The organism is Streptomyces sp. NPDC006925 (genome assembly GCF_042869575.1).
GTDB lineage: Bacteria > Actinomycetota > Actinomycetes > Streptomycetales > Streptomycetaceae > Streptomyces.
Genome location: NZ_JBIAGB010000005.1, coordinates 181,582 through 195,033, shown reverse-complemented (window position 1 = coordinate 195,033; position 13,452 = coordinate 181,582). Strand labels below are relative to the sequence as shown.

The 13,452-nt window shown below is 72.7% G+C and carries 11 protein-coding genes; 2 read left to right on the top strand and 9 right to left on the bottom strand.

Annotated elements, in window-relative coordinates; all coding sequences use genetic code 11:
- Positions 1 to 56 precede the first annotated feature (56 nt).
- From ACFYNS_RS10015 to mce, 5 genes are all read right to left on the bottom strand, one after another.
- A complete protein-coding gene (locus ACFYNS_RS10015; protein WP_360303156.1) occupies positions 57 to 827 on the bottom strand; it encodes an ABC transporter permease subunit in 771 nt (256 codons plus the stop codon).
- Positions 824 to 1,888 (bottom strand): ABC transporter ATP-binding protein, encoded by a 1,065-nt coding sequence (locus ACFYNS_RS10010; protein WP_388601967.1) that lies wholly within the window; start codon positions 1,886 to 1,888, stop codon positions 824 to 826. The genes ACFYNS_RS10015 and ACFYNS_RS10010 overlap by 4 nt, the downstream gene beginning before the upstream one ends.
- 262 nt (positions 1,889 to 2,150) lie before the next feature.
- Positions 2,151 to 3,104, bottom strand: a complete 954-nt coding sequence (locus ACFYNS_RS10005; RefSeq protein WP_019354647.1) for a cellulose-binding protein — start codon at positions 3,102 to 3,104, stop codon at positions 2,151 to 2,153.
- Positions 3,105 to 3,229: 125 nt separating this feature from the next.
- A complete protein-coding gene (scy, locus tag ACFYNS_RS10000; protein ID WP_388601964.1) occupies positions 3,230 to 7,030 on the bottom strand; it encodes a polarized growth protein Scy in 3,801 nt (1,266 codons plus the stop codon).
- A gap of 412 nt (positions 7,031 to 7,442) precedes the next feature.
- A complete protein-coding gene (gene mce, locus ACFYNS_RS09995) occupies positions 7,443 to 7,883 on the bottom strand; it encodes a methylmalonyl-CoA epimerase (RefSeq protein WP_075001928.1) in 441 nt (146 codons plus the stop codon).
- Positions 7,884 to 8,019: 136 nt separating this feature from the next.
- Here mce and ACFYNS_RS09990 point away from each other — a divergent pair, with 136 nt between their 5' ends.
- Positions 8,020 to 9,219, top strand: a complete 1,200-nt coding sequence (locus ACFYNS_RS09990) for an acetyl-CoA C-acetyltransferase (RefSeq protein WP_360292837.1) — start codon at positions 8,020 to 8,022, stop codon at positions 9,217 to 9,219.
- 192 nt (positions 9,220 to 9,411) lie between these two features.
- Positions 9,412 to 10,368, top strand: a complete 957-nt coding sequence (gene meaB / locus ACFYNS_RS09985; protein ID WP_276477775.1) for a methylmalonyl Co-A mutase-associated GTPase MeaB — start codon at positions 9,412 to 9,414, stop codon at positions 10,366 to 10,368.
- 305 nt (positions 10,369 to 10,673) lie between these two features.
- Here meaB and ACFYNS_RS09980 read toward each other — a convergent pair whose 3' ends face one another.
- From ACFYNS_RS09980 to ACFYNS_RS09965, 4 genes are all read right to left on the bottom strand, one after another.
- The gene (locus ACFYNS_RS09980) at positions 10,674 to 11,150 is read right to left on the bottom strand and encodes a MarR family winged helix-turn-helix transcriptional regulator (protein ID WP_388601960.1); all 477 of its coding nucleotides are present in this window, start codon (positions 11,148 to 11,150) and stop codon (positions 10,674 to 10,676) included.
- Between the two features lie 81 nt (positions 11,151 to 11,231).
- Positions 11,232 to 12,038, bottom strand: a complete 807-nt coding sequence (locus tag ACFYNS_RS09975) for an AIM24 family protein (RefSeq protein WP_360292844.1) — start codon at positions 12,036 to 12,038, stop codon at positions 11,232 to 11,234.
- On the bottom strand, positions 12,038 to 12,688 hold the full coding sequence (locus ACFYNS_RS09970) for an AIM24 family protein (RefSeq protein WP_360292846.1): 651 nt from the start codon (positions 12,686 to 12,688) through the stop codon (positions 12,038 to 12,040). The genes ACFYNS_RS09975 and ACFYNS_RS09970 overlap by 1 nt, the downstream gene beginning before the upstream one ends.
- Positions 12,688 to 13,332: an AIM24 family protein gene (locus ACFYNS_RS09965; RefSeq protein ID WP_360292849.1), complete on the bottom strand. Its 645-nt coding sequence runs from the start codon at positions 13,330 to 13,332 to the stop codon at positions 12,688 to 12,690. The genes ACFYNS_RS09970 and ACFYNS_RS09965 overlap by 1 nt, the downstream gene beginning before the upstream one ends.
- Between the last annotated feature and the right edge of the window lie 120 nt (positions 13,333 to 13,452).

The window sequence follows — 13,452 nt, the reverse complement described above, 5'->3', positions numbered from 1 at the left end:
GGGCGCACGCCGGGGCAGCGCACGCCCGGGTCGGTGTCCGGGGCTCCCCGCGGGGTTCAGGCGTCGCGCTTCTTGAGGACGAAGAAGCCCGCCAGCAGTGCGGCGGCCGTCCAGGCCACCATGATCAGCAGCCCCTCCCAGGGCCCGTACGGCCGGTTCAAGGTGTCCGGCACCACGGCCATCACCGTCGTCCCGGCCTGGTCCGGAAGGTACTGGCCGACCTTCTTGGTCGCCTCGACGTTGCCCAGGATGTTCGAGATCAGGAAGAAGAACGGCATCAGGATCGCGAACGCCAGCAGCGGGCTGCGCAGCACGAAGGTGATCCCCACGGCGAACATCGCGATCAGCGCCATGTAGAGGCCGCCGCCGACCACGGCGCGCAGTACGCCCTCGTCGCCGATGCCCACCCCGTGCGAGCCGAGCAGCGCCTGGCCGAGGAAGAACGCGCAGAAGCTGGTGACCATCCCGACGACGAGGACCAGCGCCCCGGCGATCAGCACCTTGCTCCACAGGAACGTGCCCCGCTGCGGAACCGCGGCCAGCGAGTTGCGGATCATGCCGGTGCTGTACTCGGCCGAGACGATGAGCACACCGAACGCGATCATCGCGAGCTGCCCGATGCCCATCCCGGCGAAGCTGGTGTAGGTGGCGTCGAACGTCACCCGCTCCGAGCCGGACATGTCGTCGAAGGTGGACGCGGTCACCCCGCAGATCAAGGCGCCCAGGCCGACCGAGACGAGCAGCGCGGTGGCCAGTGTCCAGACGGTGGAGCGGACGGAGCGGACCTTGGTCCACTCGGACTTGAGTACCCGCGTGCTGTGGCTCATCCTCGGCGCCCCTTCCGTCCCAGGCCCCGGGCCGGGCGCTGCTGCCAGTCCTCGCCCCACGCCCCGGGCGGCCGGGCCGGGCCCGGAGGGCTCTGCGCGCCGTCCGGATGCGGCGCCGTCCCCTCCTGCGGCACCGGTGAGGCGGGCACGCCGCCGGGTGCGGCGGCGTGGTACTCGACGCTCTGAGCCGTCAGCCGCATGAACGCCTCCTCCAGGGAGGCCCGCTGGGTGCTCAGCTCGTGCAGCACCACGCCGTGCTCGGCGGCCAGTTCGCCGATCCGGGGTGCGTCTCCGTCGTCCACCTCCAGGGCGCCCTCCGCACCCGGCACCGGGCGCAGCCCGGCCTCGGTGAGGAGGTCCCGCATCCGCTCCGGCTCCGGGGTGCGCACCCGGACGTGGGTACGCGAGTTCTCGGCGATGAACTGCGACATCGAGGTGTCCGCCAGCAGCTTGCCCTGGCCGATGACGACCAGGTGCTCGGCGGTCTGGGCCATCTCGCTCATCAGGTGGCTGGAGACGAACACCGTCCGGCCCTCCCGGGCCAGTTGCTGCATCAGGGTGCGGATCCAGTGGATGCCCTCCGGATCCAGCCCGTTGACGGGTTCGTCGAACATCAGGATGCGCGGATCGCCCAGCAGCGCTGCCGCGATCCCCAGCCGCTGCCCCATGCCCAGGGAGAACCCCTTGGGCCGCTTGCGCGCCACCTCCCGCAGGCCCACCATCTCCAGCACCTCGCCGACCCGGCGCTCGGGGATGCCGTTGGACTGCGCCAGGCACAGCAGGTGGTCGTGAGCCCGGCGGCCGCCGTGGACGCCCTTGGCCTCCAGCAGCGCGCCGATGCTGTGCAGCGGCTCGCGCAGCTCCGGGTAGCGCTTCCCCTCGATCCGCACGTCGCCCCGCGTCGGTTCGTCGAGCCCCAGCACCATCCGCATGGTCGTCGACTTGCCCGCGCCGTTCGGGCCCAGGAATCCGGTGACCGTACCGGGACGTACGGTGAAGCTGAGGCCGTCGACGGCCAGCTTGTCACCGTATCTCTTGGTGAGATCCCGCAACTCGATCATTCTTCGACGCTAAGGGCCGGTCCCCGCTCCCGCCACTCGTGCGCATTATCCGCACATCATCCGCACACGCGAAACGCATCGCTCCGGAGTCGGCCGGTCGGCGGTGTGCCGCGTGCCGTGCACCCGCACACACACGCCGCGCGGGGCCGGTGGGGCTGCTGGAACCCCACCGGCCCCGCGCGGCGGGAACCGCGGACGGGCGCGTCGTACGGCCGCGTCCTGCGGCGGACGCGGCGGAGGACGGCGCCCCCGGCGCGGACGCTCAGCGGGACTGCTGAGCCGGCACCGAACGGCCCGCGGCCTCCTCGTCGGTGGCTTCCTCGGCGCCGGGCTGGCCCGCGGCCGCCACGGCCGCACCGGTGAGCGTGGCCAGCATCTCGCGCACGTTGGTGAGCTGCGCGTTGATGCTGTCGCGGCGGTTGGTGAGGGCCGCCAGCTCGCGCTCGGACTCGCTGCGCACCCGGTCGGCCTTCGCGTTGGCGTCCGCCACGATGTCCTCGGCCTGGCGCTGCGCGGTCTCGACCGTCTGCCGGGCGCGCCGCTCCGCGTCCGTGCGCAGCTTCTCGGCCTCCAGCCGGAGCTGCTCGGCGCGGTGCTCGATCTCGGCCAGCCGCTTCTCGGCCTTGGCCTGCCGGGAGGCGAGGTCGCGCTCGGACTGCTCGCGCCGCTTGGCGAGGTTCGTCTCGAAGTCCGCGGCGGCCTGGGCCGCCTTGGCGCGGGTGTCCTCGAAGAGCGAGTCGGCTTCCTCGCGCTTGGACTGCGCGTCCTTCTCGGCCTCGCTGCGCAGCGAGGCGGCCTCGGTCTTCGCCTTGTCGACGATGCCCGAGCCCTCTTCCTCGGCCTTCGCCTTGCGCTCGGCGGCGAACGCCTCGGCGTCGTTGCGCACCTGCTGTGCGGCGCCCTCGGCGAGCTCGCGGTGCTGCTCGGCGGCGCGACGGGCCTCCTCACGCAGGTCCTTGGCCTCTTCCTCCGCGAGTCGGAGGATCTTCTCGACACGGGCGCCCAGCCCGGCGTACGACGGCTCCGAGTCGTTGACCTGAGCCTGGGCATTCTGCGTTTCGAGGTGCAGCTCCTCGATGCGCTTTTCCAGAGAGGTGATACGGGCCAGGGCGCTGTCACGGTCGGCGACGAGCTTCGTGATGCGGTCGTCCACCTGCCCGCGGTCGTAGCCACGCCGCACGAGCTCGAAGCCGAAGGGGGAGGAAGTGTCGCTCATGGGGTTCCTGTCGAGTCAGACGGGTTATCAGACGGGGGAGTGATAGAGGGAATCCTAGGGGCCGAAGCGGCGTGTCATCGAGCTTATGCGGGTTTGATCTGGAGAATGTGCCCTCGTTCGAGTGGCTAACTCTCCGAACTCTTGCCACTCGAACGAGTTGTACCAGCGCCAACGCCCGCTGTCACACCACCCTTTGCGCCGGTGTCACGTCCACTCTTCCGGCCGGACCCCGCGCCGGACCCCGCGCCACGCCCCGACCCGGACCCCGAGCCGGAGCCACCCCCGGAGGCGGAAGCGGAATCCTCCTCGGACTCCGGTCCGGAGTCCGCTCCGGCCGCTGACGCCGCCCCCGGCGTCTCGAACGACTCCAGTGCCTCCAGTACGTCCTGCACGCGGGAGATCTCCGCGTTGATGTCCTCCTGGCGGCGCATCAGCACATCCAGCTCCTGCTGCCCCGTCTCGACCGTGTGCCGGGCCTCCTCCGAGGCTTCCTCCCGCATCCGCTCGGCCTCCTGGAGCATGGCGGCCTTCTTCTGCTCGGCCTCCTTCAGCAGCCCCTCGGCCTTCCGGACGGCGGCGATACGCACCTTGCCCGCCTCGGCATCGGCGTCCGCACGCACCTCCTCGGCCTTCTTCCGCGCCTCGGCGAGCTGCTCCTCGGCCGCCGCCACGAGCTTGTCGCACCGCTCGCCCGCCGACTGCATCGCCTCCGCGGCCTCCCGGCGGGCCCGCTCGTGCAGCTCCTCGACCTCCGCCTCGACGCGGGTGCGCAGCTCCTCGGCGCGCTCCCGGATCGCCCCGGAGTCGCTGCGCGCCTCCTCCAGCATGGTGTCCGCGTCCGAGCGCGCCTTCTCGACCAGCTCCCGGCCCTCGGCCTGCGCCTCGGTCACCAGCCGGTCCGACTCCCCGCGCGCGGCACCGACCATGGAATCCGCCTGCTCCTCGGCGGTGGCCTGCGTGCGCAGCGCCTCCTCCTGGGCCTTGGCGAGGAGCTGGTCTGCCTGCTCGGCGGCCTCGGCGCGCTTCTTGGCGGCCGCCTCGCGCGTCTCGTCCAGCAGCCTGTCGGCCTCCGTACGGGCCTCTTCGGCGATCCGCTCGGCTGCGGCGTGCGTCTCCTCGCTGAACTGCTCCGCCTTCGTCCGCAGCTCTGCGCCGATCCGCTCTGCCTCGGCGCGGGTCTCCTGGCTGTACTGGTCGGCTCCGGCGTGGGTCTCGGCGCTGTACTGGTCGGCACCGGTGCGGGTCTCCGTGCTGTACCGCTCCGCCTCGCCTCGCGTGCGGTCCGCCTCCTCCCGGGCCTCGGTGAGGAGCTGGTCTGCCTGCTCGGCGGCCTCGGCGCGCTTCTTGGCGGCCGCCTCGCGCGCCTCGTCCACCAGCCGGTCGGCCTCCGCGCGGGCCTCCTCGCTGCCGCGCTGGGCGTCGGCACGGGTGCGCTCGGCCTCCTCGGCCGCCTCCGAGACCGTGCGCTCGGCCAGCGACTTGGCCGCGTCGGCCTCCTCCTGCGCCTCGCGGCGCAGCGTCTGCGCCGCGAGTTCGGCCGCCGACCGCAGCCCGGCGATCTCCTCCTCGGCCTCCTCGCGCAGGCCCGCGACCGAGTCCCGCACCTGCTGGGCCGTCTCCTCGGCCGACGCGACGAGTTCGGCCGCGCGACGCTCGGCCTCCTCCGTCAGCCGCTCGGCCTCCTCCTGGGCCTCGGCCACCCGCTTGCGGGCCGCCGCCAGCAGCTCCTCGCTCTGCTCGCGGGCCGCCGTGCGCTCCTGGTGCGCCTCCTCGCGGGCGGAGGTCAGCAGCTCCTCGGCCTCGCGCCGGCGCCGGGCGGCCTCCTCCTGGGCCGCGCCCAGCGCCTCGGCGGCCTCCGCGTTCGTCCGCTCGGCCGCCGCGTCCGCCTCGGCGCGCACCCGGTCGGCCGTCGTCCTGGCCTCCTCGCGCAGCCGCTCGGCCTCCGCCGTCGCCTCGCTGCGCAGCTGGACGGCGACCGACTCGCCCTCCGCGCGGGCCTGCGAGGCATCCGAGGCGGCCTCGGTGCGCAGCCGCTCCGCCTCCTCCTCGGCCTGCTCGCGCAGCGTGCGCACCCGCTCCGCCGCCTCGGTGCGCAGCCGCTCGGTCTCGGTCCTGGCCTCCTCGCGCAGCCGTTCGGCCTCGGTGCGGGCCTCGGCGAGCCCGGATTCGGCCTCCGCCAGCCTGGCCTCGGCCTCCTCGCGCAGCCGCGTCAGCTCCGCCTCGGTCTCGGCCTTCCGCTCGCGGACCGCCTCCTCGGCCTCCTCGCGGGTGCGCCGGGCGGTCTCGTCCGCCTCGGTGCGCGCCCGCTCGGCGTGCTCCTCGGCCTCGGTACGCGTCTCCTCGGCCTCCGTACGGGCCCGCTCCAGCGCCTCCTCGGCCTGGGTGCGCAGCGCCGTGGCCCGCTCGATCGCCTCCGTGCGCACGCGCTCGCTCTCCGTGGCGGCGTCGGTGCGGGTCTCCTCGGCGTCTGCCTTGGCCTTGCCCAGCAGCTCCTCGGCCCGGTTGGCGGCCTCCTCGATCTGCTGGACGGCGTCGCGGCGGGCCTCGCCGCGGATCTTCTCGCCCTCCTCGACCGCCTCGGCGCGCAACTGCTCGGCCTCACCGCGCAGCCTGCGGGCCTCCTCCTGGAGCTCGACCGTCTTGGCCCGGTACTCCTTGGTGTCGTCCTTGGCGGCGCCCTTGAGCTCCGCGGCCACGTCGTGCGCCTCGGCGCGCAGCCGGTCGGCCTCCTCCTCGGCCTCCCGGCGCAGCCGCTCCGCCTCCTCGGTGGCCGACTTCGTGGTGGCCTGGGCCTCCTCCGAGGCGCGGTTGAGGACGTCCTCGGCCGTGCGGGCCGCCTCGGCGAGCTGGTTCGCGGACTCCTCGGCCGTGGTGGTGCGGGCCTTCTCGCGGGCCTCGGCGATCAGCCGCTCGCCCTCGGCCCTGGCGTCCTCGCGGACCTGCTCCGCCTCGGCGGTGATGGCCTCGGCGTCCTTGGTGGCCTGGCCCACCAGCCGGGCCACCTCGGCCTTGGCGGTGCGGGTGCGCTGCTCGTTGACCGACTCGGTGTCGCTGAGCCGCTTGCCCGCCTCCTCCTCGGCCTCCTGGAGCTTCTCGGCGGCCTGCTCCCGGGCCTCGCGCAGGGCCTCCTCGGCCTCCCGCATCCGCTCCTCGGCGCCGCGCATCAGCTCGGCGGACTCGCGGCGACTGCTCTCCACCTCCCCGGCGGTGGAGCTGCGGAGCTGCTCGGCGTGGTCGGTGGCCTCCTGCGCCTGGGTGGAGGCGGCGGTCAGCAGCCGCTCGGCGTCGGCGCGGGCCCGCCGCAGGATCGACTCGGCCTCGCTGCGGGCCTGCTCGGCCTCGGTGGTCAGCCGCTGCCGCGACTCCTCCGTCAGCCGCTGCGCCTCGGCACGCGCCTGGGAGAGCGCCTGCTCGGACTCGGCGCGGGTCTCCTCCATCAGCCGGCGGGCCTGCTGCTCGGTGCGGGAGCGGAGCTGCTCGGCCCAGGCCACGTTCTCGTTGACGTGGGTCTCCACCGTCGCGCGGCGGTCGGCCAGCTCCTGGTCGAGCTGCTGGCGGCGGCGTACCGCCTCGGCGTGCAGCTCGGCCTCCAGCCGCGCCTGCTGCTCGGCCTGCTCCTGGAGCACCCGCTGGGTCTGGGCGCGCGCCTCGCGCAGCTCGCGTTCGGCGTCGGCGCGCATCTGGTCGGCCTGGAGCTGGGCGTTGCGCAGCAACTGCTCGGCCTGATGGGAGAGATTGTCGTACCCCGCCGGGCGCGTGGCCAGGGCGCGGCGCGCCTCGTGCAGCTTGGCGCGCAGCACTTCGACCTGGTAGCCGAGGTCGTCGGCATGCTCGACGGCCTTCTCCCGCTCCTTCTTCAGCCGCTCCATCTCGGCCTCGAACTGCGAGAGGTGATCGTCAGCCTCGTAGCGGTCGTAGCCCCGCACTGCGCGGTCCCATCCGTCCCCTGGTAGTCGTGGAGATGATCCGAGCCCTCTCCCGGACTTGAGTGGACACGTCTCCCGGAAATGGTGTCAGATCATCGGCGGAACGTGGACCGAGCCCCCAGCCCGGAGATCTCCGTACGGGTGGGGAGGGCCCGCCCCGGCCGAAGGGCCACTCTACCGGGCCTGGAAGCCGACGTCAGTGGTCCGTTGATGCTGCTGTGGTCCAGGGGGTACGGGGGCGGTGCGCCGGGCGTGGCGGAGCGTGACCGGATCGGCGGGGGCGGGGCGCAGATCCTCCGGGTGCCGCCCCTGGGAGCTCCGGGGTGCCGACCCTCGGGGCGGGCCGCGCCGTCGCCCGGACGGCGCGCGATGCCCCGCCGGACCGGGTCCGCTGCTGGTGGCGGGCCGGAACTCAGTGCTCCCCGTCACCGGGCGCCGCCGCGGTGACCAGTTCGGTGAGCACCCCGTGACAGTCCTTGGGGTGCAGGAACGTGATCCGCGAGTCCATGCTGCCCCTGCGGGGCTCGTCGTACAGCACGCGGACGCCCTTGTCGCGGATGGCCTCCGCCTCGCCGTCCACGTCCGCGGTGCCGAACGCGATGTGGTGGACGCCCTCGCCGTTCTTGGCCAGCCACTTGGCGACCGCCGAGTCCTCCCGGATGGGCTCCAGGAGCTGGAGGTAGGAGGCGCCCCCGTCGTCCGTGCCGTTGATCCTCAGCATGGCCTCGCGGACGCCCTGCTCCTGGTTGACCTCGGTGTGGAACACCTGGAAGCCGTAGGTGCGAGAGTAGAAGTCGACGGTGGCCTCCAGGTCCCGGCAGGCGATTCCGATGTGGTCGATACGCGTCAGCATGGGGAACAGTGCAGCGCTCTCCGCGCGGTTACGCAACGTGCGCACGGTCACACTCACTGACCGGTGACCCGGGGTGGTACCGCTCAGTATCTTGAGTGGTAACCCTCGTTAACTTCCCCCCGGAAGGAAACTCCTCATGACTCCCACCCCCAGCAGCACCACATCCGTGATCGTCTCCGGAGCCCGTACGCCCATGGGGCGGCTGCTCGGTTCGCTGAAGTCCTTCTCGGGGGCGGACTTGGGCGGCTTCGCCATCAAGGCGGCCCTGGAGCGGGCGGGGATCGGCGGCGACCAGGTCGAGTACGTGATCATGGGCCAGGTCCTGCAGGCCGGGGCCGGGCAGATCCCGGCGCGCCAGGCCGCGGCCAAGGCCGGCATCCCGATGAACGTCCCGGCACTGACCGTGAACAAGGTGTGCCTCTCCGGGCTCGACGCCATCGCGCTCGCCGACCAATTGGTGCGCGCGGGCGAGTTCGACGTCGTCGTCGCAGGCGGCCAGGAATCCATGACCAACGCCCCGCATCTGATGCCCAAGTCCCGTGAGGGCTACAAGTACGGCTCCCTCGAGGTGCTGGACTCCATGGCGCACGACGGCCTGACCGACTCCTTCGACGGCGTGGCCATGGGCGCCTCCACCGAGAAGCACAACACCCGCCTGGGCATCCCCCGCGAGGTGCAGGACGAGATCGCCGCCCGCTCCCACCAGCGGGCCGCCGCCGCGCAGCGCGACGGGCTCTTCCAGGCGGAGATCACCCCCGTGGAGATCCCGCAGCGCAAGGGCGACCCGGTGCTCTTCTCCGAGGACGAGGGCATCCGGGGCGACTCCACCGCCGAGTCGCTGGGCAAGCTGCGGCCCGCCTTCGCCAAGGACGGCACGATCACCGCCGGCTCCGCTTCGCAGATCTCCGACGGCGCCGCGGCGGTCGTCGTGATGAGCAAGGCGAAGGCCGAGGAGCTCGGGGTGGAGTGGATCGCCGAGATCGGCGCCCACGGCAATGTCGCCGGGCCGGACAACTCGCTCCAGTCGCAGCCCTCGAACGCCATTCAGCACGCGCTGAAGAAGGCGGGGCGCGCGGTCGCCGACCTCGATCTGGTCGAGATCAACGAGGCGTTCGCGGCCGTGGCGTACCAGTCCATGAAGGACCTGGAAATCAGCCCCGAAAAGGTGAACGTGAACGGCGGTGCCATCGCCCTGGGGCACCCCATCGGGATGTCCGGGGCGCGCCTGGTCCTCCACCTCGCGCTGGAGTTGAAGCGGCGCGGGGGCGGGCTGGGCGCCGCCGCCCTCTGCGGTGGTGGCGGACAGGGCGACGCCCTGCTCATCCGCGTCCCCTGACGGCGGCTCCCCGCCGGGGCCCGGGAACCCGTTCCCTCCCGGGCCGGGCGGCCGCACCGGCGGGTGCCCTCCGTCCGCCGGCGGTATGCGGCGGGATGATGCGGGTGCGGCCGGGTCCCGGAGCGGAGATCCCGCCGCAACCGGGTAGGAGGAACGGACAGACGGTGACAGCCCAGAACGGAGCGGTTTGACATGGCGGATGTCGCAGCGCTGGTGGCGGCGGCCCGGGAGGGCGCGCCGCGGGCCGTGGCGCGGCTGATCTCCCTCGTCGAGGGAGCCTCCCCGCAGCTTCGCGAGGCCATGGCGGCCGTCGCACCCCACTGCGGCAACGCCTATGTGGTCGGCCTGACGGGGTCGCCCGGTGTCGGCAAGTCCACCACCACCTCCGCACTGGTCACCGCGTACCGTGCGCAGGGCAGGCGGGTGGGCGTGCTGGCCGTGGACCCGTCCTCGCCGTTCTCCGGCGGCGCCCTGCTGGGCGACCGGGTGCGGATGGGGGAGCACGCCTCCGACCCGGGCGTCTACATCCGGTCGATGGCCACCCGCGGCCACCTGGGCGGTCTGGCCTGGGCCGCCCCGCAGGCGATCCGGATGCTGGACGCGGCGGGCTGCGACGTGATCCTGGTCGAGACCGTCGGTGTCGGGCAGTCCGAGGTCGAGATCGCGGCGCAGGCGGACACCAGCGTGGTGCTGCTCGCGCCCGGCATGGGCGACGGCATCCAGGCGGCGAAGGCCGGAATCCTGGAGATCGGCGACGTCTACGTCGTCAACAAGGCCGACCGGGACGGCGCCGACGCCACCGTCCGCGAGCTCAACCACATGCTCGGGCTGGGCGAGGCCCGCGGTCCCGGCGACTGGCGGCCGCCGGTGGTCAGGACCGTGGCCGCGCGCGGCGAGGGGCTGGAGGAGATGGTCGCGGCCCTGGACAAGCACCGTGGCTGGATGGAGGAGCGCGGCGTGCTGGCCGAGCGCCGCGCGGCGCGTGCCGCGAAGGAGATCGAGACCATCGCGGTCACCGCGCTGCGCCGCCGCATCGGCGAGCTGCGGGGCGGCAAGCGGCTCGACGCGCTGGCCGCGCGCGTGCTCGAGGGGACGTTGGACCCCTACACCGCGGCCGACGAACTGGTCGAGGGCGTCACCGAGGGGTGACGCCCCGGCCGGGCCGACCTGCTGGACCACGCCCAGCGGCACGCCGCCGCGTAGGTGCGGGTCCCGGTGCGGCGGGCGGGCGGATCGTCGAACGCCTTGTGCGGCCGGGTGCCGTGCGCGCCCGCGACGGCGGCGGGCCCGGTCCGGGGCCGGCCATCTTCCGGGGAAGTCGCGGAGCGGCACGGCGGCACCTTCCGCGCACCGGCACCCTCCGGGAGAGGGGCCGGTGCGTCCTGCGGTTGCCGCTCGCCGACGGGTGAGACGGACTGGGAGCCCGGCGGGTGGGGCCGGTCCGTGCGGGAGCGCTACACGCGGCCCCGCTCGGTGCGGAGCTTCTCCGCCATGGGGCGCAGGATGCGCTCCAGGTGGGCGAGGTCCGAGGGGGAGACCCCGTCGATGAAGTGGCGCCGCACCGAGGCGACATGGTGCGGTGCCACCGTGCGCATGGTCTCCCAGCCGTGCTCGGTGAGCACCGCGAACAGCCCTCTCTTGTCCGACTCGCAGGACTCCCGCCGGACCAGCCCGGCCTTCTCCATCCTGGTGATCTGGTGCGACAGCCGGCTCTTGGACTGGAGCGTCGCTGTGGCCAGGTCGGTCATCCGCATGCGGTGCTCGGGCGACTCCGAGAGATTCACGAGTATCTCGTAGTCGTTGAGGGTCAACCCGAACGGTTGCAGATCGCGCTCGAGTTGATAGCTGAGCAGCCTGCCGACGTCGAGGTGGGTGCGCCAGGCGCGCTGCTCGTCCTCGGTGAGCCAACGGGTGCCGTCATCGGTGTCCATACCGTGAGACTCTACCCAGGCTCGTACAGGCGTGCTTACACCGCGTGGTATTCGGGCTCCGCAGCGTTGCCGGACGGCCGTTCACAGCCCCAGTCGGCGCTGGAGACTGCCGAACTGGCCCGGCAGCTGCGGCCCCTGCTGTCCGCCGTGGCCGCCGTCGCCCCCGTGGCCGCCGCCGGGTACCCCGGCCTGCTGCGGGACGGCGCCGGTGTCGCGCTCGTCCATGAGCACCTCGGACGACTGGATCAGCACGGTGCCCGCCCCGACGAACTCGAACTGGTGCTCCTCGCCGGAGGCGCCACCCACCCCCGTCAGGGCGCGCAGCCCGCCCATGACGCCCTTGAGGTACCGGTGGTCGTAGTGGTGGCACGGCGAGGGGCAGTCCGCCCAGCCGACGAGCGCCTGCGGATCGACCCGTACCGGTGGCTCCACGAAGTGCACCTCCCCGTTCGAGGCGGCCACGAAGGAGCCGGTGCCGATCAGGGTGAGGAAACCCGGGATGATCGACTGCTTCAGCGAGAGGGACGGGTCGAAGGCGAGCAGGTTGCCGGACCGGACGGTCAGATTGCCGTCCTCCAGGTCGTAGGAGTTGATGTCGAAGGCACGGTCGGCCAACAGCAGCTTGCCGCGCCCCTGGGCGACGACCCAGTCCGCGGCGTGCAGCGGCGAGTGGAAGCTGCCGGCGACGAGTCCGTCCAGCGGCCCGTGCCCGATGCCGTGGAAGTCGATCTGCCCGTAGTAGGCGATCATCTTCCCCTTCTGCAGGAACCACTGGCCGTCCAGCTCGACGCAGAAGGCGTAGGGGTTGACGTTGTCGTTCGCGGGCAGCGACGCCGCGTCGTACACCTGGTAGTCCTGCGGGGCGCCCCCCTGCGGCGGCTGGGACATCACAGCTTCTCCTCACTGGCCTGCACGAAAACGGCGCCGCTGCCGGACAGTTCGAGCTGGAACGCCTCGCCCGAGCCGCGCCCCACCATGTCCCGCCAGCCCAACGCCGAGGACAGCTTGTTGCGTACGTCGCCGAAGTGCGCCACATACGCCTGAGGGTCCACATGGACCGGGCGGCCGGGTGCGATGGGGAGCTGGATGATGCCGCCGTGTGCCATCACGGCCGCCGAACCCCGCCCGGAGAGCGTGGTGGTGAACAGGCCCTGCCCGGAGACCTGGCCGCGCACCATGCCCATCACCCCGCCGTCCCTGCCGAGGAAGAGGGTGCCCTGCTGCAGGGTGCCGTCGAAGGCGAGGAGGCGGTCCGACTCGACGCACAGCGTGTCGCCGTCGAGGTCGATCACCTGGATGTGGTGGCCGCCGTGGCCGAACATCACGGTGCCGTCGCCCTCCACGGTCATCAGCGGCGCTGCCTCGCCCGCCACCCGGCGGCCGATCATCGACATCACACCGCCCTGGCCGCCCTGGAGGTTGGGCGTGAAGGAGACCTCGCCCCGGTAGCCGACCATCGCGCCGCGCTGGCTGAACATCCGCTGCCCGGGAGCGACACGGGCCTCCACCAGCTTGCCGGACAACTCCCGGAACGGCATCAGACGTCCCCTCCCAGCGTGTTGCGCTCGCTCGGCTGCACGTACACCAGGCCCGTGCCCTCGAACCGGATCTGGAACGCCTCGCCGGAACCCTCGCCCATCAGGGTGCGGAAGTTCACCCCGGACTGGAAGCTCTGCCGCAGGTCCCCCTGGTGCGCGACGTAGGCGCCCGGGTCGACCTGGAGCGGCGTCTGCGGACCGACCCGCAGCAGCACCGCGGGGCCCGCCGACATCAGCGCCGCCTGGCCGGTGCCCTCGACGGAGGTGGTGAACAGCCCGTTGCCCTGGGAGGCGCCGCGCAGCCCGGTGAAACTGGTGCCGGTGCGCAGACCGCTGTCGGTGCACAGCAGGTTGCTCGCCTCGACGTGCAGCTTCTCGCCGTTCAGCCGGACGAGGTTGATGTCGCAGGCCCGGTCGGCGAAATAGCAGGTGCCCCGGCCCTTCACCTCCATCACCGTCATCTGCTCGCCGGTGAGCCGCCGCGTGACCATGCCGCGCACGCCCTCGCCGCCGCCGCTCAACTTCTTGAACGCCATTTCGCCGTCGTAGGCGACCATCGAGCCGTTCTTCGCCTTGACCGCGTCGCCGCCGCCCTCGAGCGTGACGGCCAGCACCTTGGTGCCGTCGAGTCGGAACTGAGCCACCCGACGAACCTACCCTGCGGCCCGTGATCCATTGCAGGGCTGCCACAATGGAAGAGCTTGTGCGTTCCTTCACAAACGCCGGGCGTCGCTCGTCCCCTTCCCCGCGGCTTCCCCGCACCG

Coding starts and splice junctions, on each gene's coding strand:
- ACFYNS_RS10015 (WP_360303156.1), bottom strand. CDS start 827: ATGAGCCACAGCACGCGGGTACTCAAGTCCGAGTGGACCAAGGTCCGC.
- ACFYNS_RS10010 (WP_388601967.1), bottom strand. CDS start 1,888: ATGATCGAGTTGCGGGATCTCACCAAGAGATACGGTGACAAGCTGGCC.
- ACFYNS_RS10005 (WP_019354647.1), bottom strand. CDS start 3,104: ATGAGCGACACTTCCTCCCCCTTCGGCTTCGAGCTCGTGCGGCGTGGC.
- mce (WP_075001928.1), bottom strand. CDS start 7,883: ATGCTGACGCGTATCGACCACATCGGAATCGCCTGCCGGGACCTGGAG.
- ACFYNS_RS09990 (WP_360292837.1), top strand. CDS start 8,020: ATGACTCCCACCCCCAGCAGCACCACATCCGTGATCGTCTCCGGAGCC.
- meaB (WP_276477775.1), top strand. CDS start 9,412: ATGGCGGATGTCGCAGCGCTGGTGGCGGCGGCCCGGGAGGGCGCGCCG.
- ACFYNS_RS09980 (WP_388601960.1), bottom strand. CDS start 11,150: ATGGACACCGATGACGGCACCCGTTGGCTCACCGAGGACGAGCAGCGC.
- ACFYNS_RS09975 (WP_360292844.1), bottom strand. CDS start 12,038: ATGTCCCAGCCGCCGCAGGGGGGCGCCCCGCAGGACTACCAGGTGTAC.
- ACFYNS_RS09970 (WP_360292846.1), bottom strand. CDS start 12,688: ATGCCGTTCCGGGAGTTGTCCGGCAAGCTGGTGGAGGCCCGTGTCGCT.